General features: G+C 44.2%; 20 protein-coding genes. 15 read left to right on the top strand and 5 right to left on the bottom strand.

What is annotated here, in order from left to right; all coding sequences use genetic code 11:
* Window positions 1–73: 73 nt before the first annotated feature.
* The 7 genes from ACLGGO_RS25600 (at window position 74) to ACLGGO_RS25570 (ending at window position 8352) form a co-directional block, all read left to right on the top strand.
* Window positions 74–1291: an RNA-guided endonuclease InsQ/TnpB family protein gene (locus ACLGGO_RS25600; protein ID WP_446421388.1), complete on the top strand. Its 1218-nt coding sequence runs from the start codon at window positions 74–76 to the stop codon at window positions 1289–1291.
* A 750-nt stretch (window positions 1292–2041) separates the two neighbouring features.
* A complete protein-coding gene (locus ACLGGO_RS25595; RefSeq protein WP_446421387.1) occupies window positions 2042–4030 on the top strand; it encodes an adenylate/guanylate cyclase domain-containing protein in 1989 nt (662 codons plus the stop codon).
* A gap of 380 nt (window positions 4031–4410) precedes the next feature.
* Window positions 4411–5289, top strand: coding sequence for a DUF4382 domain-containing protein (locus ACLGGO_RS25590; protein ID WP_446421386.1), 879 nt, complete (start codon window positions 4411–4413; stop codon window positions 5287–5289).
* Window positions 5290–5447: 158 nt separating this feature from the next.
* On the top strand, window positions 5448–5900 hold the full coding sequence (locus tag ACLGGO_RS25585; protein WP_446421385.1) for a carboxypeptidase regulatory-like domain-containing protein: 453 nt from the start codon (window positions 5448–5450) through the stop codon (window positions 5898–5900).
* Window positions 5901–6092: 192 nt separating this feature from the next.
* Window positions 6093–6731, top strand: a complete 639-nt coding sequence (gene cbiM / locus ACLGGO_RS25580; protein WP_446421384.1) for a cobalt transporter CbiM — start codon at window positions 6093–6095, stop codon at window positions 6729–6731.
* Entirely contained in the window at window positions 6731–7513 is a 783-nt protein-coding gene (gene cbiQ, locus ACLGGO_RS25575) for a cobalt ECF transporter T component CbiQ (RefSeq protein ID WP_446421383.1), read from the top strand. Before cbiM ends, cbiQ begins: the two co-directional genes overlap by 1 nt.
* Before the next feature lie 68 nt (window positions 7514–7581).
* Entirely contained in the window at window positions 7582–8352 is a 771-nt protein-coding gene (locus tag ACLGGO_RS25570; protein ID WP_446421382.1) for an energy-coupling factor ABC transporter ATP-binding protein, read from the top strand.
* Window positions 8353–8581: 229 nt separating this feature from the next.
* On the opposite strand, the gene ACLGGO_RS25565 is transcribed toward ACLGGO_RS25570, so the two are convergent.
* Together ACLGGO_RS25565 and ACLGGO_RS25560 are read right to left on the bottom strand one after the other, a co-directional pair.
* Window positions 8582–9505: a choice-of-anchor A family protein gene (locus tag ACLGGO_RS25565; protein WP_446421381.1), complete on the bottom strand. Its 924-nt coding sequence runs from the start codon at window positions 9503–9505 to the stop codon at window positions 8582–8584.
* Window positions 9506–10076: 571 nt separating this feature from the next.
* On the bottom strand, window positions 10077–11012 hold the full coding sequence (locus tag ACLGGO_RS25560) for a glycosyltransferase family 2 protein (RefSeq protein WP_446421380.1): 936 nt from the start codon (window positions 11010–11012) through the stop codon (window positions 10077–10079).
* 396 nt (window positions 11013–11408) lie between these two features.
* Here ACLGGO_RS25560 and rpmF point away from each other — a divergent pair, with 396 nt between their 5' ends.
* The 4 genes from rpmF to ACLGGO_RS25540 all read left to right on the top strand — a co-directional run bounded on the left by rpmF (window position 11409) and on the right by ACLGGO_RS25540 (window position 17408).
* The gene (rpmF, locus tag ACLGGO_RS25555) at window positions 11409–11582 is read left to right on the top strand and encodes a 50S ribosomal protein L32 (protein ID WP_446334543.1); all 174 of its coding nucleotides are present in this window, start codon (window positions 11409–11411) and stop codon (window positions 11580–11582) included.
* A 125-nt stretch (window positions 11583–11707) separates the two neighbouring features.
* Entirely contained in the window at window positions 11708–12301 is a 594-nt protein-coding gene (locus tag ACLGGO_RS25550; protein WP_446421379.1) for a sulfite oxidase-like oxidoreductase, read from the top strand.
* A 272-nt stretch (window positions 12302–12573) separates the two neighbouring features.
* Entirely contained in the window at window positions 12574–16182 is a 3609-nt protein-coding gene (locus tag ACLGGO_RS25545; protein ID WP_446421378.1) for an nSTAND1 domain-containing NTPase, read from the top strand.
* Window positions 16183–16463: 281 nt separating this feature from the next.
* Window positions 16464–17408 (top strand): NAD(+) kinase, encoded by a 945-nt coding sequence (locus ACLGGO_RS25540; protein WP_446421400.1) that lies wholly within the window; start codon window positions 16464–16466, stop codon window positions 17406–17408.
* Window positions 17409–17588: 180 nt separating this feature from the next.
* On the opposite strand, the gene ACLGGO_RS25535 is transcribed toward ACLGGO_RS25540, so the two are convergent.
* A complete protein-coding gene (locus ACLGGO_RS25535) occupies window positions 17589–18932 on the bottom strand; it encodes an adenylate/guanylate cyclase domain-containing protein (protein WP_446421377.1) in 1344 nt (447 codons plus the stop codon).
* A 192-nt stretch (window positions 18933–19124) separates the two neighbouring features.
* Window positions 19125–19667 carry a carboxymuconolactone decarboxylase family protein gene (locus tag ACLGGO_RS25530; RefSeq protein ID WP_446421376.1) on the bottom strand — a complete coding sequence of 181 codons (543 nt, stop codon included), beginning with the start codon at window positions 19665–19667 and terminating at the stop codon, window positions 19125–19127.
* A 35-nt stretch (window positions 19668–19702) separates the two neighbouring features.
* Between ACLGGO_RS25530 and ACLGGO_RS25525 the strand changes: the two genes are divergently transcribed.
* The 4 genes from ACLGGO_RS25525 to ACLGGO_RS25510 all read left to right on the top strand — a co-directional run bounded on the left by ACLGGO_RS25525 (window position 19703) and on the right by ACLGGO_RS25510 (window position 23437).
* Complete coding sequence (locus ACLGGO_RS25525) at window positions 19703–19840, top strand: hypothetical protein (RefSeq protein WP_446334537.1); 138 nt, start codon at window positions 19703–19705, stop codon at window positions 19838–19840.
* A gap of 137 nt (window positions 19841–19977) precedes the next feature.
* Window positions 19978–21297, top strand: coding sequence for an aminopeptidase P N-terminal domain-containing protein (locus tag ACLGGO_RS25520; RefSeq protein ID WP_446421375.1), 1320 nt, complete (start codon window positions 19978–19980; stop codon window positions 21295–21297).
* A 133-nt stretch (window positions 21298–21430) separates the two neighbouring features.
* Window positions 21431–22852, top strand: a complete 1422-nt coding sequence (locus ACLGGO_RS25515) for an AAA family ATPase (protein ID WP_446421374.1) — start codon at window positions 21431–21433, stop codon at window positions 22850–22852.
* 39 nt (window positions 22853–22891) lie between these two features.
* Window positions 22892–23437 (top strand): hypothetical protein, encoded by a 546-nt coding sequence (locus tag ACLGGO_RS25510; RefSeq protein ID WP_446421373.1) that lies wholly within the window; start codon window positions 22892–22894, stop codon window positions 23435–23437.
* A 379-nt stretch (window positions 23438–23816) separates the two neighbouring features.
* Here the strand turns inward: ACLGGO_RS25510 and ACLGGO_RS25505 are convergent.
* On the bottom strand, window positions 23817–24684 hold an 868-nt coding region (locus ACLGGO_RS25505), incomplete at its 5' end, for an ISAs1 family transposase (RefSeq protein WP_446421372.1).

The following is a 24684-nucleotide window of genomic DNA, read 5'->3' as shown; positions in this document are numbered from 1 at the left end:
GTATTCAATATACCTGCTTTTTGCACTATCTCATGGTCTATGCTAAAATGCTTGGCATAGAGTTGAGTTAACAATGCTAGTATTCGAGGTGAAATTACGAGGAACAGACGAGCAGTACGCCATCTTAGATGAGATGATTCGTGCTGCTCGTTTTGTGCGTAATTCTTGCCTCCGTTACTGGATGGATAACATTGGGGTCAACAAATATGACCTCAATAAATATTGCCGGGTACTTAGAGAACAATTTGAATGGTGCAAGAAGCTTTCAGCTCAAGCTTGTCAAGCTAGTGCCGAAAGAGCATGGAGCGCCATTGCTAGGTTCTTTGATAAGTGCAAGAAAAAGGTTCCAGGCAAGAAAGGCTTTCCCAAGTTTCGCAAACACCAAACACCTTCCTCAGTAGAGTACAAAGTTGATGGTTGGGTGTTGTCGGATGACCGATTAACCATTACATTTAGGGATGGCTTTAAGGCTGGAACCTTTAAAATGTGGGGTACTCGCGACTTGCACTTTTACCAAAAAGAGCAAATTAAGCGAGTGCGTGTTGTGCGTCGGGCTGATGGATATTATGTTCAGTTTTCCATCAAGAAGGTGCGCAATGAATATCACGAACCCACTAATCGAATGGTGGGCATAGATGTCGGTTTAAACCATTTCTACACTGACTCAGAGGGAAAAAAAGTAGAGAACCCTAGATTTTTGAGGAAAGCAGAAAAAGCCTTAAAAAGGGCACAAAAACGGGTTGCTCGCACAAATAAAGGTTCTAAGAATCGCCTCAAAGCTATCAAACAGTTGGGTAGGACGCATCTCAAGGTATCAAGGCGGCGTAAAGACTTTGCGGTTAAGACGGCAAGGGCGCTTGTCCAGTCGGCAGACTTGGTAGCCATTGAAGACCTAAAAGTGCGAAATATGGTTAAAAACCATCATTTAGCCAAGTCAATATCTGACGCTAGCTGGACGTTGTTTAGGCAGTGGCTGGAGTATTTCGGGAAAGTATTTGATGTGCCAGTAATTGTTGTTGCACCTCATTACACTTCTCAAAACTGTTCCAATTGTGGACATGAAGTGAAGAAAGCCTTGTCCACTCGCACTCATAAATGTCCGCATTGCGGTTATTTAGATGACCGGGATGTTAACGCTGCCATAAATATTTTGATCAAGGCGCTGCAAGGTTTAGCACAACTACCGAGGGGCACTCGGAAAGTAACGCCTGGGGATGAGATGACCCTCTGCTTGGATGGGGAAACCCAAAAAAGTAAGGTTACTCGACGAGCCAGGAACTCCCGTCAGTGATGATGGGAATCCCCACCTTCTACGAAGTAAGGTGGGGAGGATGTCAACATACCGTCGTTATTTGGAAGCGAGCATTACTGTTTAACACAGAATGTCTATGGTAATGGTTGATCGAAATCAACGAAGGATTCTCCGTCTATCACTATCATAGAATCCGTCCCTAAGACAGACTGATGGGATGGGTGCGCCACACCCAAACACTTTCTCCCTGCAGGAGTCTTTGAATACCTGCTGTAGGGCTTGTGCGATCGCACCCTTTGGTCTGCTAAGAAGGGCATATCGAACCGAACCAGTGCAACGGTGTCAGATTTAATCGGGGTAGCATCTTTCTCAGCAACTATTCACAGGCAAGCCTGATCGGTGATGTATACCGATGTTACCTTGACACTCCTCACGCCTTTAGGCGTCAGGATTCTTCTTTCATCAAGCGCTCTTACTATGAAACAGGGGTCCTATTTCACTCAACTAGGAGCATCTCTGGAAGAAGCGTTTTGCTCCATTACAGAAGCTCGTTTCGATATGCCCTATCGTACTATTGAAAACAAGAAAGAATGTCTTTTCTGGTACTTGTTGCTTAGACTTTTTACCTGTACCAGCCTTCCTGTACAGAACCCTCTAAGTCTAGTTTTCAAGGTGCGATGCCTCTCGGGCTAGGGTTTTACAAGAGGTTTAATACCCTTTCCTCTAAGTTAATTCTAACACAAAGTCGTCCTAAAGGACGAAGCTTTAGACCCAATTTTTCGGTAAACCATGACCAATTGGTCAGCAATTTATCTCTATACCCGTCATATCCTGGTTGTCTGTCTGGGGGCTTTTGGCTTAGTCGCCCTACTCGCTGGGTTGATCTTTATTGGGATACGTCAGTCGATCTCACACTTCAGTCAACGGTCTAAAGGCTTGACAAATTCCCTCAACTCTGAATCAGAATTACGTGCCTTATTTGATGCGGTGACGGAACTGATTTTCGTCAAAGATCGCCAAGGACGTTATCTGAAAATTGTCTCGACAAATCCAGACTTGTTAGGTCAACCTGTCGAAGCTATGCTGGGCAAAACTGAGTATGATCTTTTGGCGCGATCGCAAGCGGATCAGTTTGTCGGTTATATTCGCCAAGCCTTAGACAGCCAGCAGAGGGTTCAGGTTGAGTATCGTCTCACCTTGGCTGATCGAACTGTTTGGTTTTCAGCCAGTATTTCACCCATCTCAAAAGACTCCGTTGTCTGGGTGGCGCGGGATATTACCGAACATCAACAAACCCTAGAAGCGTTGCGAGCAAGTGAAGCGCAGTATCGAGATTTAGTCGAAACCCCGAATTGCATTATTTTGCGGTGGGATGTTCAAGGGCAAATTAAATTCATCAATCGTTATGGTCAGGAATTTTTTGGCTATGATAACGATCAACTGCTCAATAGCAATCTGGTGGGAACTCTCGTCCCGAATACGCCGCGATCGCAGCGGATGCTGTCTATTTTGATTCGAGCTATCCGCAAACGTCCAGAACGTTACCGGATCAGAACCGTGGAGACAATTCACAAGACGGGGGAAACGGTTTGGGTGACTTGGGCGAATAAACCGATTTTCAATGAAGAGGGTGAATTAATTGAAGTTCTCTCAATTGGCACAGATGTGACAGAACGCAAGCAAGCTGAAGCAGCCTTGAGAGAAAAAGAAGAATATTTGCGATTAGTTATCGATAATATCCCCCAACAAGTCTTTTGGAAAGATACCAACTTAGTCTTTCTCGGTTGCAATAAAAATTGGGCAAAGGCAGCAGGGCTAGAAAATCCAGAGGTTGTGGTGGGGAAAACAGACTATGATTTACTTCCCAGTCGAGACATTGCTGAACTCTACCGCCAGCAAGATTTGCGGGTTATTACCCGGAATCAAGCCGAATTCCATGTTGTCGAAACCAAACAAAAACCCCCCATCGATGGGCAAACGGTTTGGCTAGATGTAAGTAAAATCCCCATCCATGATGCCCAAGGTAAGGTTGTTGGCGTTTTAGGAGTATTAGAAGATATCACCCAGCGCATTGAAGTTGAGAAGCAACGCCTCCAAGCAGAAGCCGATTTGCGGGCGGAGCAAGAAAAGTCAGAACGCCTATTATTAAATATTTTGCCAGAGGCGATCGCACAGCAGTTGAAACAAAACCACAGTACCTTAGGCAAGTACCATGGGGAAGCCCTCATCGCTGAACAATTCGACGATGTGACGATTTTGTTTGCAGATATTGTAGGGTTTACCCCCTTATCAAGCCGAATGCCACCGACGGAATTGGTTCAATTACTCGGAACCATTATCTCCACGTTCGATTTGCTGTCTGAGGAGTATGGGTTGGAGAAGATTAAAACCATCGGTGATGCTTATATGGTTGCCTGTGGTCTACCTGTACCTAGACTCAATCATACTGAAGCGATCGCGGATATGGCATTAGAGATGCAACGAGTGATTACTCAATTTCGTATGGATACCGGGGAAGCGTTTCAACTGCGGATTGGTATTAACACAGGACCTGTGATTGCTGGAGTTATCGGTATGAAAAAGTTTATTTATGATCTGTGGGGGGATACGGTAAACGTCGCCTCGCGGATGGAATCTCAAGGAATTTCTGGGGGAATTCAAGTCACTCAGGCAACTTACGAACGGTTAAAGGATAAATATATCTTGGAAAAACGCGGGATCATTGAGGTTAAGGGAAAAGGAGAAATGCTCACCTATTGGCTAACCGGGAAAGGGTGATTGGGGATTTGTCCTTTGTTCATGGTTCATTGTTGATTGTAAAACCCGGGCGGCTTCTCATTGGAGTTCAGCGCATCTCCAAAGCGCTATCTTCCAAGGAACGATCATGCCTGATGGCAAGGTTTTTGGCAAAATGAAGGGGTGGAAAAAGCGTCACTCAGTTGTCAATGTATTAAACGATTTCAAGGGTCTACCGTACACCGCTAAATCCATCAGATGACTTAATCAAAAAGCGAGAACAATAACTCATGTTCCCTGTTTCCTGTTCCCTGTTTCCTGTTCCCCGTTTGCCAAAAGATGCCCTCCAGGGGTATTGCAAATTATTAGGAAAACTTGTTGGATTTAATTGGGTATAGTATGAGAACCGCTAAAGCCAATCAATGAAGAAACCACTATTCATTTTCGCGAGTCTGATGGTCTTGACAACGGGAACCCTAATGGGCTGTTCCCAGAGTGAAACCACCAGCGAAACTCAGACACAAACAGAACCTCAGAGTGCAACTCAAGCAAGTCAAGGGAGTGGAACCCTAGAAATCCGGGCGAATGGAGAAGATTTTGTCCGTCAGGGTTTCACGTCAAAAGACGGCTGGAAAATCTCCTTTGACCATATTTACGTCAACTTAGCCGATATCACCGCTTACCAAAGTGATCCGCCGTTCAATGCTGAGGCGGGTAGTAAAGTGCAAGCGAAAGAAAAAGTGGTTCTGGACAAAACCCACACCGTTGATTTAGCCGCAGGTGGGGAAGATGCTGAACCCATTCTCGTGGAAGAAGTTGCCGATGCCCCTGCCGGACAATATAATGCTTTATCCTGGAAAATGGTAAAAGCCGAGGAGGGACCGGCTGAAGGTCAAACCCTGGTGATGATGGGAACAGCCGAGAAAGACGGGCAAACCATTGACTTTACTATTGCCCTAAATCAGCCCTTAGAATTTGTCTGTGGGGAATTTGTCGGCGACGAACGCAAGGGAATTCTGGCTCAAGGTGATACCGCCGACTTGGAAGCCACGTTCCACTTTGACCACCTCTTTGGAGACGCCGACGCCCCCGCTGATGATGAGATTAATACCGGTGCGTTGGGGTTTGAGCCGCTAGCGACTCTAGCCAACGATGGCACACTAGAGTTAGACCAAGAGCAGCTCAAGTCGGGACTCTCCCCAGAAGAATACCAGAAACTTCAGGAAATTCTTCCCAGTTTAGGTCACGTCGGTGAGGGTCACTGTGAAGAAATCCAAACCGTTGCCAACAAATCGAGTTAAATTGGTCTTATGTCTTATGTCTTATGTCCTTTTGCGATAAGGAAAATCATCACGGACAATAAAGATGAGTTATGGGTCACGAACTGGGTTTCAACCGTTTCTAAGACATTAAGAAAATGTGAGCGATGAAGAGGAAATTGTTAGTCCCCCTTATCCTAATGTTAATGATGAGCTGGTCAGCTAAAGCTACGGCTCATGGTGCCAAGATTAACTATGAAACCACGCAGGCGATTAAAATTGATGCGGCTTTTGATAACGGCGAACCCATGTCCAATGCCCAAGTTACGGTTTACTCTCCCCAAGATCCTTCTACTCCTTGGTTGCAAGGAACCACCGACGAAAATGGTAGCTTTGTCTTTGTTCCTGAACGCTCACAACCGGGAGAATGGGCGGTTCAGGTTCGCCAAGCGGGTCACGGTGATTTGATTACTATTTCTATGGGTGAGAATCAATCAGCAACAGAGAACACCGTCGATAGTCAAGTGATGAGTATTCAATCTAAGAGTGGCTCTTTCACACCCGTTCAAATTGTGGTTATGGCGGTTGCGGTGATCTGGGGGTTTGTCGGTACAGCACTCTATTTTTCCCAAAGGACAAAACATGCTAAGTAGGTTGGCACAATTACAGTTAAGATGGTTGATTGTGGATTGTTCATTGGTAAAAGAATTATCGCACTCAAAACGTAAAACTTAAGTTGGGGCGGGTTTAGTAATATCAGGATAAAAACAACGATAATAGTGAAACCCGCCTTTACAGACGCTTCAAACCCACGTCTGGAACATTTAAAACTTAACACGAGAATCATGCACATTCCTGACGGTATCCTACCTGCTTCTGTATGTATTACAGGTTACGCAGCGACAGGAGGTTTCACTTGGTACTCCCTACGTCAAATTAACCGAGATCCTAATCCCCAAGAGAATATTCCCAAAGCATCCCTACTCACAGCCGCCTTTTTTGTCGCCTCTTGGATTCACATCCCCATCCCACCAGCGAGTGTCCATTTGATTCTGAATGGGTTGTTAGGTACAATGTTGGGATATTATGCGTTTCCAGCGATTCTCATCGGTTTATTCTTTCAAGCGATTATGTTTCAGCATGGTGGTTTATCCACGCTAGGGGTAAACGCCACGATGTTTGGCGTACCGGCACTTTTGGCGTATCATCTATTTCAATTTCGCCTACTATTCGATAAAGATAATCGGGTGGTAACGGGTTTGTTTGCCTTTATCGGGGGGGCGGGAGGTTTAGGTATAGCTACGCTGATATTTTTTGGTTTAGTGATTACTAATATTCCCGCGACTATAGATGTGTCAGCCGAACGAACAGCAATTTCCGGGTTAGTCTTGGCTCATATCCCACTCATGGCAATTGAGGGCGCGTTTACGACAGCCGTGGCTCTGTTTTTGAAACAAGTCAAACCTGAATTGTTGGAGAGTTGATGAAACACGGACTGGATTTTTATGCCAATTTAGACTCTTCGATTCATCGTTGGGAACCCCGTTGTAAACTGATTGGCTTATTTAGCTTAATTTTTGCGTTTTCATTCGTTGAACATTTGAGTTTGCTTCCAGGGCTGTTGATCGTGACGCTGGTGTATTATCGCCTCTCCAGATTACCCCTCTCGTTTTTGCGATCGCGGCTGCGCTACCCTGGTTTTTTTTTGCTGGCGATTACTCTGCTTTTACCGTTTACCGTGGGTAGTAAGGTTATCGTTCAGATAGGTATTTTGAGTCTATATAAAGAGGGAATCGTGGCGCTAGCGCTGATTGCGACTCGATTTTTATGTATTCTCACCGTGAGTTTAATTCTGTTTGGTACAGCCCCGTTTTTGAGTACTGTCAAAGCCATGCGATCGCTGGGACTTCCGGCGGTACTGGCGGATATGACGCTGTTGACGTACCGCTATATCGAACAGTTTGGTGAAGATTTAATCAAAATGAAACGGGCGATGCAATTGCGGGGGTTTCGGGCGACTCGTTTGTCTCGCCGTAATCTGAATGTGCTGGCGTCTCTGGTGGGTAGCTTATTGGTTCGCAGTTACAACCAATCCCAGCAGGTTTATCAAGCGATGATATTACGAGGGTACGGTTATACCCTGAAACATCGTAAACCGCCTAGTAGCATAAATCGGGTTTCTCGTGGGGATTTAATTGCGGTGGGGATCACCTTGGCGATCGCCCTTGGGTTCGTCGTTGCTGAAATTTTGGTAGAAAGGCGGTAGTAACCGGAAAAATTTTCTCCAATCCTTACCAATGACGAATGACATAAACAAATGACGAATGACGAATTATGAGACCACAACAACAACTTGTATCTAACCCAGACAGTGCTAGAGAACCGGCGATCGCGGTTTCTGATTTGAGTTTCTCCTATCCAGATAGACCTGAGGTTTTAGAAGACATCAATTTTAATATATATCCTGAAGAACGAGTCGGTTTAATTGGACCCAATGGTGCGGGTAAAACAACGTTATTCCTCTCAGTCTGCGGTATTTTAACACCAAACTCTGGAGACATTGACTTATTTGGAAAACCCGTTGTTGTGGGTGAGTTTCGCCCAGAAATTGGCTTAGTGTTTCAGAATCCTAACGATCAGTTATTATTACCATCAGTATGGGAAGATGTCGCCTTTGGTCCACAGAATATGGGGATGTCAGAGGATGAGGTTAACCATCGGGTTCAAAATGCGCTGTCTCTGGCTGGTGTGGAAACCCTAGCAGAACGGGTACCGCACAATCTTTCTGGAGGTGAGAAATGCATGGTCGCGATCGCGGGCGTGTTAGCCATGCGTCCCCAATTGGTTCTGTACGATGAACCCAGCGCTAACCTAGACATGCGCTATCGTCGTCGCGTGATCAACTTTCTCCAAACCGCTCAGCAAACGATTCTGATTTCTTCCCATGACTTAGAATTGATTATCGAAGTGTGCGATCGCGTGCTTTTACTCAATGAAGGACGAATTATTGCTGATGGAACTCCCCAGCAGGTTATGGCGGATGAATCATTAATGAACGCTCATGGTTTAGAGGTTCCGCACTCCTTGCGTTCTCATCATCAGTAGCTAAAAACTATAGTGTCAGATATCTGAATCCGCGATCGCGCCCGTTATGGATGAAAGAAACACCTTAGGAGTCATACAAGTTATGGTGATACAAAAATCCCCGACTGAAAGTCAGGGATGATAGTGTGAGGAGTGCATGAAAAAATGGACTTGGGTTGGAGTGGCTGAGGTGGGATAAGGCGATCGTTTTGGTTATCGCAGCCAATTGCTCAACTCACCTTTAACAGTCTTAGACTTTATGCTTATCTTTACGGCGAGAAGCAATACCCACAGCCGCGACTAATCCTAACCCAGCTAATGTCGCGGGTTCAGGAACGGCTTCACTGGCTTGAGGCGCTCTTATTAGTTCAGGTAAATTGCCATTGAACAGATAGTTATTGGATTGTCCCCCTCCCGTTAGCGAAGCGGCAATTAAGTTACCGTTAATTTGAGCATTGTTAAAGTTGAAAGTAGCGGTAGGCGCCAAAATACTGCCTTCAATTCCTATGCCACTGGCTGACAGGTTCGTGGCTTCATAGAAGTTGTAGATGACTTTCTGTCGCTGATCAATACCACCATTGATATTGAACCTAAAGTTTTGTAATGATGCTTCGAGTCCACTAATATTTACGATGGCAGTCGAACCTGAAGCTACATTAAGATTGAAGCCGCTAGCCTTGCTTAAATCTGACGCACTTAGATGAAAGATATTCTGGTTTTCATTTGAACCATTTAACGTAATTCCACCCCACGATGTTACTTCTGTCGTACCAGTAGCCTCTAACCCTCCCCAAAATTGAGATAATCCTCGTAATTCCTGACTGGCTGCAGCAAAGTCAATGGGATTATCTTGGCGCAGCGTCCCCCCATTTTGCAGGGTTACATTGGTCAGTTCTGCTGTTTCCCCATAAACCGTATTACCTCGAACTTGACCGTTGGTAAAGATTAAATTCTCACCAACAATTAAGACATCGCCATTGTTTCCCTCTTTCGGAAGTTCCATTCCCGCATAAAAATTTGTGAATGTGGCATTTCCACCAATGGCGACCTTCCCTTCAGAATCAGTATTACTCTGATTCACATCCCCTAGCATAAATAAGTTATATTCAAAAATGTTTGCAAGACTAATTGCACTCGCCTGGGTAGATAGCGCTAGTACTATCGTCGCTGCCATTGATAAGGGGGCTACCAATTTACTTAAACGCGAAAAAGTTTTAGTGTTCATGTCAACAATTAAATGGTGTAATGGGCGCTGCGTTTCAGGTATGGCTTTTCAGCAATTCTGTTGGGTTAGATGCTGAACCTTACCTTTGCTCAGTTGTTTTAATCTTATTCAAAAACCTGAAGAGATGTCATTAGAAATCAACGGAGAACATCAAGTCTTCATGGTTTTGATTCCCTTTGTGAACCCCCAATAAATTTTTCCCCCACGACAAGCTGTAAGTCCCTGGACATCAATTTTGTTAACTGATACCGATTCTGTATGGTGTTCGGCATTTAAACTTTAATGCCAACAACTGCAAAATCCTTGCCCATCCTACATAAAATAAACTATTCTCCGAATCGAGATAAAATCTCTAAACGGAGAATAGTTTGTTGATATATTACTGAGTAGCTATAAAATGGGGTAGGTCTCAATACTGCTCGGATAAGCCTGTCTTCTCTTCCCCTGCTTCCCCTGCTCCCTCTGCTTCGATGGACAACCTTCCTTAACCGAGCAGTATTGGGGTAGCTCTATCTTTGTCTCAGGGTTTAATGATGGACGCTAATGTCCGTTGAGTTTGAGGTAGATGATAATTATGGGATACCTCAGAAGTCTTAACATCTGGTATGACAGTCATTGGATGAGCTGGCGACATGTGAGACGGTGGCATTTGCTTCATTTCTTGGACTTTAAGCAAAATTAAATATTCATAGAAGGCTTGCAAGGTACACCAAGCCATTCCCGCTTTGCCATCCAGACAACCACCGAGGAAGAAATACATATAAATCCACCGTAACAGGGGTCTAAACGGTAAGCGTAGGGATAAATCCTTGAGCGCTCGACGCCGTTCGACTTCCGAGCGACCAAAGAATAAGTTCCACCAATTGACGTTTCCCTGTTGTAACTGACGGAGTGTCTCAGTTGCTTCATCGGTGGAGTAGCGATTGTGCTTTTCTATCCAACGACTCAAGCCTTTACTACAGGTATAGTGAGGATAGGTTTCTTGCAGAAAACTCGTTGCTCCAGCACAAACTTCCCGTTCCGTATGACCGTAATCTGTGAACCAAACTTTTCCTTTTTGGAAAAAACGCATTTGGTAACGGGGATATTGGGTACTGTGGCGAATCCATTTCCCCATAAACATTACTCGTTCTGCCACATAATAGCCAACCGCATTTGGGCGTTTTATCGCCGCTAAACACTCTTGAAACAGTTGAGGGGTGATCCGCTCATCTGCTTCTAAGATATAAACCCATTCATACTTCGTGGGAATAGCTTCTAGCATCCAGGTTCGTTGCTTGCCATGGCTCTCAAACTGATGTTGCACGATACGAACCGGATAGCGGGAGGCAATTTCTACCGTGTGGTCTGTGCTGTAGGAATCTACCACGATGACATCATCCGATAACTGTGCCGATTCAATACAAGCGGCAATATCTAGTTCTTCGTTGTGGGTGAGAATGTAGATGGAAAACATAAGTTAAAAAGTGAGTGAACGATTAAACGAGTGGCAGATTCCTTTACATAGACCAGTACGGCTACCTGGGAAGTCAAACGTTATACTGTAGAGGCGGGTGCAAGTCGCTCAGGAAAGCTTGAAACCGATAACTTATCCATAAAAACAGCTTTTAGTTACAAGTCAAAACTAGGCTTTGAGCCTAGTCTAAGGGTGAAAAGAATTTTTTACACTAATTATATTTTGAGGGGTTTTCCATCCCTGTGTCTAGAGCTTTCCCCAATCTTTGTACAATCTTTACATTGGCTTACTCAGTTTAACATTGCAGTAACGTAGCTTCCGGCAGAGGCTTGGCTTCAAATACCCACGCTTTGGCATACAATAGAAAGGTTGTGCAAAATTCGTGAACTGACGACCATGGCTGTACCAAAGAAGAAAACATCAAAGTCAAAACGAGACAAACGCAGGGCTAACTGGAGGCGCAAGGCATCCTTGGAAGCCCAGAAAGCCCTCTCTCTTGGGAAGGCAGTTCTGAGTGGACGTTCGACGTTTGTCTATCCGAGTGAAGAAGAAGAGGAAGAAGAAGCCTAGTGCAGGGTGGGACAAGGCAAGTGAACACCTCTGTTGACGGAGTACAGATGGGGGAGTACAGAGGTAGCATGATACCTCTGGTACTCTCTAGGTCGCAGCGTTAAGTCGTTGAGTGAGGTTAAACTATGATCGGAAAATTTTTCCAAAAACCGGAACCGGAACAGAGCGATCGCGTGCCTCCGGGTCAATTCTTGACCAAGGGGTTCCCGGTTCTAACCTATGGTAATACTCCCCAAGTCAACATTGATGACTGGGAATTTCGGGTTTGGGGTTTAGCTACACCCAAGACTTGGCGTTGGTCAGATTTTATGACAATGCCTCAACATGATTTTACTAAGGATTTTCATTGTGTGACCCGTTGGTCAAAACTGGATGTGCAATGGACGGGGATCAGGGTAACTGACTTTATGAGTCAGGTGGAACTTGACCCGAAAGCTACCCATGTCTTGCAACATTGCTATGGCGGCTACACCACGAATCTGACATTGGACGAGTTTGTGCGTGAGGATAACTTTTTTGCCCATACCCTGTTCGGTGAACCTTTACCTCCAGAACATGGGGGTCCGGTGCGTTTAGTGGTACCGCACCTGTATGCTTGGAAAAGCGCGAAGTGGATTAATGGTTTAGAGTTTTTTGACCACGAGGAATCGGGGTTCTGGGAACGTAATGGTTATCACCGCCGAGGTGAACCTTGGGCAGAGGAGCGCTATAGTTCCTGAGCAATAAACTGATGTGCCTCTAAGATAGCAGGGGTGCAAGATGACTGAAATAATCCCGATTTGAGCTATTGACAAGGGCGGTGGTTTTCTGGGATACTTACTTCATAATGGGAAAATGTGCCTGCCTGTAGGGTCTGATTTCATTCCTATTCAACAGAACTTCTGATTCTCTAAGTAACTCCCCTAATTGTCCTGAGTAGAAGCACAATCTCTGAATCAATTAAAGTTAGCCCGAAAAACGGGATGCTGCTGACAGGGATTGACGACTTCTTATGAATCGACAGGCTTTGATCGTTGGGATTAATACTTACGATACTCAGCACCTGAAAAACTTGACATCACCGGCGAAGGATGCGGATGCGATCGCGCAACTCATGATTGATCGCGGTAATGTCCAAGTCAGGCGACTTCCAGCTTCCAACACTCCTGTCGATTCAACTACCCCAATTCGAGTTACCCAGACTCAACTTGAAACCGCATTAGTCCAACTTTTACTCCCAGACGGAAACAGGATTCCCGATACAGTTGTGCTATATTTCTCTGGCTATGGACTCTACAAAAATCAAGACCTACAAACCAGTTTCTTAGCCACCAGCGATGTTAACCCAAATCGGGGTCACTGGGGATTATCTCTGTCCTGGCTGCGTAATTTGTTGCAACAAAGTCCAGTTCGAGAGCAAATTATTTGGTTAGATTGCTATTGTAGCGATGAAAAGTTTGACCTCACCCAAGCTGATCCGGGATATCGGGGTCAGGGATACAGTCGTTGTTTTATCGCCACCTGTCAGTCACAAAGGGATGGGGAGATAGGGAGATGGGGAGAAAAGGATAAATTAAAAAATCAGACTGAATCGAATCATTACAGTCAGTTGGCGTCCATTCTATTATTAGGACTCGATTCCAGAAACCATCCCCCTGGCTGGGTGACAAACTATACCCTAACCGATTTAATTAATCAATTATCCCCTCCCCTGATTTTTGCTAACGCCGGGAAACCGATTCTGTTAATCCGTAATCGTCAAACCGATCTAGAATCTTTACCCGCTTTACCCCCCAGCGCACCTGAACGGTTTTGTCCCTATAAAGGTTTAGCCTATTTTGACTACAAAAACGAAGATACCCAGTATTTTTATGGACGAGAAACATTAACAGATGAACTCCTCGAACATATACGCATAAACAATTTCCTGGCGGTAATTGGAACCTGTGGGAGTGGGAAATCTTCGCTGATTCGCGCCGGACTTTTGCATCAGCTTAAACGGGGACAACGGTTATCAGGGACTCAGGAATGGCTGACCTTGATTTTTCAACCTGGTGAACATCCCCTTGAGAATTTAGCCCGATCCTTTGTCAATCCCCATAACCCCGAACGTGACTATCAGTTTACACAAACCATGAAACTGATCCAAATGGGGGGAGTAGGATTAGGGATTGTGCTGCGGACAGTGGCTGGAGAACGGCGGTTATTGTTGGTGGTGGATCAATTTGAGGAGGTATTTACCTGCTGTCGGGATGAAACAGAACGACAACAGTTTTTTGATTGTTTGTTGGGTGGATTAGAACGCACCGAGAATCAACTTTGTCTGGTTATAGGGATGCGAACAGATTTTTTAAGCAATTGTGCGAATTATCCCCAACTGGTGCAAAAAATTCAGGCGCTTATGGTCACCGTAACCCCAATGACCAAGGAAGGATTGGAAACCGCTATTATTAAACCCGCCCAGCAAGTGGGTGTAGATATTGAGTCAGATTTAGTCACTCAACTCCTCTGGGATTTAGAGAATGCTGCCAGTTTACCGTTACTCCAGTTTATGTTAACTCAACTGTGGCAACGGCGTCCAGTGAATCGGTTAATGGTAGCAGAATATTATCGGTGGGGTAGGCTGCAAGGGGCAATAGAAAAACACGCAAACCGCGTTTATCAATCGTTTTCAACGAAGGAACAAAAAATTGCCAAAGACATTTTTTTAGCGTTAATCCAGTTGAGTGAAAACAGTCAAGTTACGGCGCGACAATTAGACCCATCTGAGTTAATTCTGAGTTTTCAAGGAAAATCTGGAAACCAATTTGAATCTGTAGAGACGCTGCATCTAACCTCTCATACTATGTCTGGGAACACCGGATCAGGCAAAGTAGAGGGAGAGGTTAGGGGATCTGGAGACGCGCTGTGTAGAGACGTTGCATGCAACGTCTCTACAAAAGAAACGTCTTCATCAACAAATGCGGTCAAGGATAGTGGCGATCGCCATTCAACAAAAGCAGTTACATCAGTGATGCAAGAATTAATCGATGGGGGTTTAATCGTCACTCACTCCTGGAAATGGAATCAAACCGTCGTAACAATTGCCCACGAAGCCCTAATTCAGCATTGGTCAAAACTCCAGCAATGGGTCGAAGAAAAACGCCACGGGATGAGACTACAGGAACAAATTGAAGCCGCAGCGATTGCGTGGCAAACTCAAGGAAAACCCAACCGAATCTTATCGGAATTAACCCTAACTGAGGCAGAGTATTATCGAGATTATCTCAATTTATCCCCTTTAGGACAAGACCTGATTCAGCAGAGTATCCAGCACAAACGAACGCGACGGGGTTTTGCTAGGGGAGGATTAGTCATCGCGATCGCGCTATTGAGTCTAACCACTGGGATGGCGATGAGCCGATGGTATAAAACAGCACAAATCGCTGAACGGGAACAGTTATATAAAAATGCGGCTACCGTGCAAAACTTGCTCCCGGTGGAACCCATTAAGGGATTATTACTGGCAATTGAAACAACGGCTCAAAGTTATGCTAAATTGCAGCAAGTAGATAAGCCAATTGCGTCCAGTCTTTGGCAAGCCATTGAAGTAGCGAGAGAACGCGATCGCTTAGACCATGAATCAGCGGTTCAGGCTGTCGATTTTCATCCCGATAATCAAATCATAGTCAGTGGAACCGAGGATGGTTTGGTTCATCTGTGGACGCGACAGAACCCTTTAATTCGTCAATCCTTACCCGGACATAAAGATGAGGTGACAGGGGTGGCTTTTAGTCCTCAAGGACAGGTGATTGCTAGTAGTAGCCGGGATGGTACAATTCGCTTGTGGACGGTTCAAGGTCAACCCCTCGGTCAGCCATTTTTGGGACAGGATTGGATCACCTCAATAGCTTGGAGTCCAGACGGTCAATTCCTAGTCAGTGGCGGCAAAGATGGTACAGTTCAGGTGTGGAATCGCCAAGGTAATCCCATCGGTCAACCGTTTCTGGGACATCAGGGAGTCGTTTTTACGGTGGCGTTTAGTCCCGATGGAGAAACCATCGCCAGTGGTAGTGGGGATGGGACAATCCGCTTGTGGAATCGTCAGGGTCAACCCTTGGGTAAACCGTTCCGGGGACATGAGGGTGTGGTGTTTGACCTAGGGTTTAGTCCCAATGGTGAGAGGATTGTCAGTGGGGGACGAGATGGGACAGTACGCTTATGGAATCGTCAAGGTGAGTTAATGGGTGAACCTTGGCGAGGACATCAGGGAGTGGTTTTTGCGGTGGCGTTTAGTCCAGATGGGGAAACGATCGCCAGTGGTAGTGGCAATGGTACAATTCGCTTATGGAATGCTCAGGGTCAGTTACGGGGTGAACCGTTACGGGGACATCAAGGTGCTGTGCGATCGCTGAGGTTTAGTCCAGATGGTGAAAGACTTGCCAGTGGTAGTGAGGATAAAACGGTACGCTTGTGGGATGTGAGGATATTACCAGAACCGCAGGATTGGCAAACTGGCTTGCAAGTGGCGTGCGATCGCCTAAAAAATCATCCCGTTTTTGAACGTCCCCAGCCAGAAATTACAGCTATTACTCTATCTCGTGATATTTGTCAAGCTAAACTGTCAAGAACGCGCCATTAAAGTAATCAGTAGGGGCGAAGCATTTGCGCTCTATAGTTATGCAACAAACCGCTCACCTTACTCCGCAAATGCTTCGCCCGTACATTCGATTCCGGCGAAGCATTTGCGCTCTATAGTTATGCAACAAACCGCTCACCTTACTCCGCAAATGCTTCGCCCGTACATTTGATTCCCCGGTTCTGACAACCGGACAATAAGGATGGATAATTGAGACGGATTAACCACCCGTGCGATCGCTTTCTCATCGAGGACATCTCTCAAACGTCAGTAATGAGGTCACCGTGCAGCTAAAACAAGTGATTATCGTCCACAAAGCCAGAGACTCCCAAGGTCAAGCTTGGGCGGAAAAATGCGCTCGGCAATTAGAAAAACGCGGTTGTCATGTCCTAATTGGACCGAGTAGTGCCAAGGATAATCCCTATCCTGTGTTTTTGGCATCCGTGATGCAGAACATCGATCTGGCGGTGGTGCTGGGAGGGGATGGCGCCGCCTTAGCCGCCGCACGACACCTAGCCCCCGCAGGTATCCCGATTTTGGCGATCAACATTGGCGGACATCTGGGATTTCTGACAGAACCCTTTGAGGCGTTCAAGGAGAGCGAACAGATATGGGATCGGATTATCGAAGATCGCTATGCTGTGCAGCGACGCATGATGATCGAAGCCCTTCTATTTGAAGGGGATTCCCGCCAGCATAGCTTTGCCACAGGGACCAATCTCGAACCCGTTAGCGATCGCTATTTGGCGCTGAATGAAATGTGCGTCAAACCCGCCTCAGCCGATCGCATGATTACCTCGATTCTAGAAATGGAAATTGACGGAGAAGTGGTTGATCAGTATCAAGGGGATGGATTGATTGTCGCCACACCAACCGGTTCGACTTGTTATACCTTATCTGCCAACGGTCCGATTCTCCATGATGGCATGGAAGCGATCGCGGTAACGCCAATTTGTCCCTTAAGTCTATCCAGTCGTCCCTTAGTCCTACCTGCGGGTTCTGTTGTCAGCATTTGGCCCCTCGGCGATTATGAACTCAACACTAAACTGTGGATGGATGGGGTAATGGCAACACCGATTTGGCCCGGACAACGGGTGGATGTGCGTAAGGCAGATTGCTATGCCAAGTTTATCATTCTACGCGAAAATAATTCCTACTACAAAACCTTACGGGAAAAACTACAGTGGGCTGGGGCGAGATTTCATTATAGTAATAATCACCGACATTAATTGATTTGAATGTGTAGGGGCGGGTTTTACTCCTATCGTTTCTGACCTAACCCATAAGTGACTAAACCCGCCCCGATGGAATTTTGAGACTAATACCAAATCCGCCTTTATTATCCCCTTTTGCAACGGCGATTGAAATCGCTGCTACACAAACAAAGTCCGCCTGCGCGGACTTTGTTATTAGACCGCTAGACTAGAAATTCGAGAATAAATCCGATTAAACTTCTCATTAGGAACCAAACCGAGAGAATCCGTGGCAAAATCGGGTTTGAGTCGTTTAACCTGATACATATCAATTTCTCCTTTATTTTTAGCCGCAACTTTTCCCCGGTAGTCACACTCAAAAAAATCCTTAACTCGATCAAATGTCGATTGGGAAATATTAATCGTTCCCGGAATCGCGGATGATTCCATTCGGGATGCTATGTTCACAGTATCCCCCCATACATCATAGGTAAACTTCTTGCGTCCAATCACACCCGCGAGTAAGGAACCTGAGTGAATGCCAATCCGAATCTCCCAATAGGGTTCATTATTCTGCATCTTTTCAATTTGTCGCCAGTGGATAAAAGCCTGGATTTGTAAAGCCGCTAGAACCGTGTCAATAGCATGAGTAGATTGGGCGACGGGAATACCAGAGACTGCCATATAACTATCACCAATCGTTTTTAATTTTTCCAGTTTATAAATTTCACTGACTAAATCAAAAAACGAGAAACAATAATCTAATTCTTGAACCAGCGCTTCCGGTGATAATTGTTCAGCAATTTTGGTAAATCCTTTGAAGTCGGTAAATAAAACGGTAGCACAATCATAATAAACAGGTTTTACTTTTCCCGTTTCTTTCAACTCATGGGCAATGGGTTCAGGGAGAATATTTAACAAGAGTTGGTCAGATTTACGTCGTTCTCCTTCCAGATTCGAGTAAAGGACGTTCATTTCTGCCAACAGCCTTTTCATTTCCTGAAAACATCTAGCATTGCGAATCGCACTAGCTAATTGTACCGCCAGTAAATAGCCGATGCGTAAATCTTCTTGGGAATAGGCTGAGGGTTTGCTCGTGGCAAAATTTAGCGAACCGATAACTTGATCATCTCTAGTTAGGGGCAGAATAATTTTAGAGGGATATGCAGATAAAAATGTATCGTTGGCATCGGGAGGATTGAGTTGAGATTGTCCAGTTTTGAGAGCAAAAATGATTGGATTCTTTTCGCAAATGGGACAATCCTGGCAGGGAATTTGGGAACCAAACAGAGTGATTAAGCGAAATGTACCATCGTCATTTTTGAGACAGACACTGCAATGCTGAAAGTCTAATAACCACTTCGCTTGTTTACTGAGAATTTGTAATATTTCTTCTAAATTCAAGGAGCGGTTAATCGAATTAGCAATTTCATTAACTGCGGAAATTCGGGATGAAAGCGCCTGGATTTGAGTCAGCAACTGTCGGGTAGTTTGGAGGAGTTCTTCCCGATCCTGAGCTTCGAGCTGATGATTACTGCTGGCAAATAAAGAAAAACTCATTCCTATCCCTCATCCCATCATAGGGGAAGCCACGGCGCGTCTATATATCTCACTTGTTTATGATTCATTATCGATAAGTTTGGGAATTCGTGCTAGTGTTGGGAGCGGGTTTTGCTGGCTACTTACGGGAGACAAACCCGATAAATTCCTCAACCCGCCCCAAAAAACTCAAACCTCTTTCATCCCCTATTGTTATAGGGTATCAATTTCTAGAGCGATCGCGTCGGTATATTGGTTGATAGCGGTAAATAAGTTAGCGGTGGTAATCAGTTCAAAGATTTCTGATTGATCTAATCCCAACTCGTACAGGTGTTGATAGTCTGCATCACTGAGTTGCTGGGGTTTCGTCGCCGCGAGCAAGCCAAAGCGAATTACGCTTTTTTCGCGTTCGGGTAAAGGACAGTTGTCAAAGTCGCTGACAAGCATTTGTAATACTTGTTCGCTAATTCCCAATGCGGATAAACTGTGTAGGTGAACCTTCAGCGCATAATCACTACTATTTGCCTGGGAGATAGCCACACCAATCATTTCCTTAATCGTGCGGGGAATAGTGCCTTTTAAAATAGTGGATCTAAACTGTTTCCAGGTGGTGGATAAAAACTCGGGACGAATCGCCATGGATTTGAATAAATTGGGTACTATACCAAATCCCAATTCGGCGCTAATTTCGGCGTAGGTATCTTGGACAAGGGGATGGGTGATCTGATCTGTGTCTTGCAGGGGAAATTGTGCCATAATTGCCTCAAAAATGGTTGCGTTTAGGTAATACGATGTATTACGCTGGATTGAGTTCTCCGTTCACCTGTTCTGGGTTGGCAAGAGAGGACGTACTCCTGGGTAAAAACCAAGTGACGGGGTTCATGGTAATCACCAATCAACCCGGAACGATGAACGGTAAATTCCAGTAGAATGCCCCTAAAACGGTCGTCAAATTCCTGCGGTTCTCTGGTGCATTGCCGGAATTGACTAGAGTAAGGATAATAAAACTCTAACCATAAATATCAGTTCTGGGGTTAATTGTCTACCCAAAAGCTAGCGAAACATAATGATGATTTCACAAACCGAGTATCGCCAACGCCGCGAACAGTTGATGAGTCAGATTGGTAAGGGGACGGCTATCTTCCGCAGCGCCCCGGTTGCGGTGATGCATAATGATGTGGAATATAATTTTCGTCAGGATAGTGATTTCTTTTATCTGACGGGGTTTAATGAAGCCGAAGCCGTGGCGGTGTTAGCGCCGCACCATTCTGAACACCGCTTTGTCCTGTTTGTCCAACCCAAAGATCCAGAAAAGGAAGTTTGGACAGGGTATCGGACGGGGGTTGATGGGGCGAAAGAACGCTATGGCGCGGATGAGGCGTATCCGATTACGGAACTGGATGAGAAGTTACCTCAGTATTTAGAGAAGGCAGATCGGATTTATTATCAGTTAGGGCGCGATCGCGAGTTTAATCAAACCATCCTCACCCATTGGCAAACCTTGATGAGAACCTATCCCAAGCGGGGAACGGGTCCAATGGCGATTGAGTCCACAAATCCGCTTCTCCAGAAGATGCGCTTGGTGAAGAGTCCAACTGAGTTGGAGATGATGCGCCAAGCGGTGGCGATTTCTGTAGATGCTCATAATTATGCCCGAAAATTTGCCCAAGCGGGATGTTATGAGTACCAAATTCAGGCGGAAATCGAACATATTTTTCGCCAACGGGGGGCGTTGGGTCCGGCGTATCCGTCGATTGTGGCGTCGGGGGTGAATAGTTGTATTTTGCATTACGTGGAAAATACCCGCCAGATGGAAACTGGGGATTTGTTGTTGATTGATGCGGGCTGTGCTTATGAGTATTACAATGCCGATATTACCCGCACGTTTCCCATTGGGGGTAAATTTAGCGAAGAACAGCGGATTATTTATGAGTTGGTATTGAAGGCGCAGCAAGACGCGATCGCACAGGTGCAACCGGGAAAGCCTTATAATCTATTTCACGATACAGCCGTGCGCGTATTGGTGGAAGGATTAATGGATTTGGGTTTACTGGTGGGAGATATCGAGGAAATTATTAAGGAGGAGAAATATAAACCTTTTTATATGCATCGTACTGGACATTGGTTAGGGTTAGATGTTCATGATTCTGGGGTATATAAGAATGGGGAAGAATCCTGGCAAACCTTTGAACCGGGTCAAGTGGTGACGGTGGAACCGGGATTGTATATTGGCTTAGATATTAAACCGGTAGAAGGTCAACCTGAGATTCCCGAACGTTGGCGCGGGATTGGTGTCAGGATTGAGGATGATGTTTTGGTTACTGAGTCGGGGAATGAGGTGTTAACGGCTGGGGTGCCCAAGTTGGTAGATGAGATGGAAGGGTAAAGGGTAGTGATTTGATCAAAATCCGGGGTGTAGGGGCGGGTTGACGACATCGTAGATACGATGAAGTAGAGACGTTCGGAACGTCTCCGCCCTTTCCGACAATCGAGGATAACTTAGTCAACTCAAACCTGTCATGAAAATAGAACTGGTTAATTTAGGCGTTATTCAAAAAGCCGAGATTGAATTAAAGCCACTGACTGTGTTTATTGGTGAAAATAACACGGGCAAAACTTGGACATCCTATACATTGGCATCTATTTTAGGAGGCTATGGATTGTCGCAGTATTTAAAAGCCTATATTAAAGGAGAAACAACCCAAGCTTATCCGCCAATCGATAACGCGATCGCCCAAATCTTGGCGGAAGGAAATGCTCAGGTTGATATAGTCCAGTTTGCCCGTGACTATGCTGAACTCTATATCAATGACGTTGCTCGTTTAGCACCCAATTGGATGCCAGAATTTATGGCGACGGAACGAGTCAATTTCCAGGATTTACAAATAAAAATTAGTCTAGCTGGAACTAAAGATGAGGTTTTGGATAAACTGCAACACACCTTTTTTGAACAACAGCTTTCTGTTAGCCCTCAAAGCGGAGCTGCTCTGCTCAGTGCTTTAAAAGAAGAGGATGACTCTATCTTATATTTTTATACTCTATCTGAATCTAAAGGCAGTATTTTACAAAAACTTCCTGAACGAGCCATTAAAGAGTTTGTAATTAAAAGAATTATTGTGGAAGTCCATAGCGCTTTATACTCAGCAGGCATTTATTTATTTCCAACTGAAAGAACAACGTTTATAACCGTTCCTTTTTCGCACTCTGAATTCAATGAATTCCAAAAGAGCCGTGAAAAAGCCAGTGAAGAACTTGAGCAGACAAAAATCCAGAAAAAAAGTTCACCGATAATGGGAGGTGAATCATTAAAAAGTTTTATCACAATGATTTTTTGGTCTTATTTCAAAGATTGGACTGATAGAGAGAAAGAAATTAAAGAAAATCCAGAGATTTCTACTTATATTGAACTTGCTAAATTATTAGAAAAGGATATCATACAAGGAAATGTAGATTTTGAAGATTCCGGCTTAGGGAAAGAACTGCTCTTTCAGGCTTCAGACTCCGTAAAATTGCAAATGCCAGTGGTTTCTTCGATGGTCAAAGAATTGACACCGTTAGTCCTTTGCTTGCGCTACTGGGTTGAACCTGATCACTGGTTGATTATCGATGAACCCGAAATGAATTTACATCCAGCGGCGCAAGTCGAAATGATTGAATTTTTAGCGATGTTGGTAGAGGCTAACCTGAATGTATTAATTACAACTCATAGTCCTTACATTGTCGATCACTTGGTCAATCTCATGCAAGCTGCAAAATATGAAGACAAAGAGAGTATCAAGGATAAATTTTACTTAGAGCGGACAGAGGCATTTATTCCTCAAGAGAAAGTTTCTGTCTATTTATTTGAAGAGGGAACCGCTAAAAATATTTTGGATGAAGCAGGGCGAATTAATTGGCAGACTTTTGCTAATGTGTCTGATGACATTGCCAACATTTTTTGATAATGTCTATCAATTCCAATTTCAGTAGCTCGATAAATAATGCCTTTTAATACTTTGCTCTTAACTGAGTGTTTTCTTCCTGGTCAAACGCATTATAAGGAAAGTGGCGTTGAGATCAGCTTGCAACCTGAAAGTGGCGAAACTGTTTTATTTTTCTCGATAGACGACCAATCTAACCCGAATTGTAAGTTTCGTCAGCTATTAGGGATTGATAAAGATAATCAAAATATTTGTGATTTGATTGTATTTTATGCTAAAGACAATCAAAGGATGATTTGTTTTGTGGAATTAAAAGGGAGCGATTTAGGGAGAGCCGTTAAGCAAGTTTGTAACACGGATAAATTTTTAAGGCAAAAATTAAATGAATCATCGTCTTTTTCAAATTTAACTGCCAAAGCATTTATTAAATTAAAAGGTTCGATACCCCAAGAACATCGTAGGTATCAGGAAGAATTAATCAAGCATTTTGGCGATCAAAATTTTGATATTGGTAGGACTACAGATTTTGGTCAGTTTTTGCGAGGGATTGTCCGCCAATCTAAAGGTAAACGGAAAGGTAAACGGAACAAAACGAATCGGAAATAGGATAGGTTCGTAGTTGAAGACAACCCAGGTTATCAATGTTTCAGTCCCCTTGCGGGGATTTAGTTTGTGGGAACTCCACTATCTGAAACATCGGCTGCATGAGGATTCTAGCGAGGATTTTCGTAAACCTCATTGCGGTTACTCACTCACGTTTTCTGGGCGCACGTCGGTCATCCGTGTCAACTTAAGCTTAAAGTCTTTCCCCGATTGACTTTCGTTATGGATGTTAGCAGTACTTCACAGTTTAGATCCCCCTAAATCCCCCTTCAAAAGCAGGGGGTTTTCATTTTCACAAAAAATACCACAATAAAAGCAAAATTTTTGCTTCTCAAAACCGTTTTTTTGGCGAGGTTCAATTCTCTCTATTCAAAAATATTTTTCAGACCAACTCTTGGCTTAATCTATAGCTATAAAAAATCTGAATTTCTTGCCGATTCGTCATTCCCAGGTTTAGCTTGTCTTTTTTTTTGTTTTCTTTTTTATCAAAATTAGTGTCCTTAAATCTATTAATCGTTAAAGCGAGCAACATTTTTTGCCAATGTTTTCCTAACCACGCTTGTCCTTGACTAATTGACACAAAACCACAAATTCGATAAAGATTCATGATTAAGGTTATCAATAAAGAAAATTTTCCGGCTACCACACAATCTTTGATTCTTGAATTATCTTCTTGGAAAACTACATCTTTTACCCAATGGACTTGATTTTCAATTCCCCAATGTTGTTGAATTTTTTCGGCGAACATTTGAGCCGTTAATTTTTTGCTGCTTATATAATATAATGTCTCATTCCATTCTTTTTTGTCCCGCACTCCTTTTCTTTTTACACGAATTACACGGTGAAGATTGGGATGATTTTGGTTGCTCAAACTTTCTGAATTAAATACAGATACTGTTCGAGTTAATTGGCGGCCATGACTTACATCCTTTTTTTCATATTCGCTTACTGGACTTTCTCTTTCCGTTAACTCTTTAAGACAATTGTACAATTTTATTTGATTCCTTTTTACCGTAATCAAATAATCATTTTGAGTTTCAATTATTGTGCGAGTAGTTTGTTGACTGCAATGGAGAGCATCTAGAGTAAAAATTTTATTTACTAACCCGCTTTTTCTAATCATACTGCGGACTTGAGCATTTTCTGAACTCTCTTGACTCTCGAATCCTTCTGACTTAATAATTAATTGAGTTTCTGGACTAAATGCTGATACATATACTAAAACATTTTGACATTTACTTTCATAATCA

It is taken from the genome of Coleofasciculus sp. (assembly GCF_046565525.1).
Taxonomy (GTDB): Bacteria; Cyanobacteriota; Cyanobacteriia; order Cyanobacteriales; family Coleofasciculaceae; genus Coleofasciculus.
The sequence above is the reverse complement of the archived record's forward strand: the minus strand, read 5'-3'. Positions and strand labels throughout refer to the sequence as shown.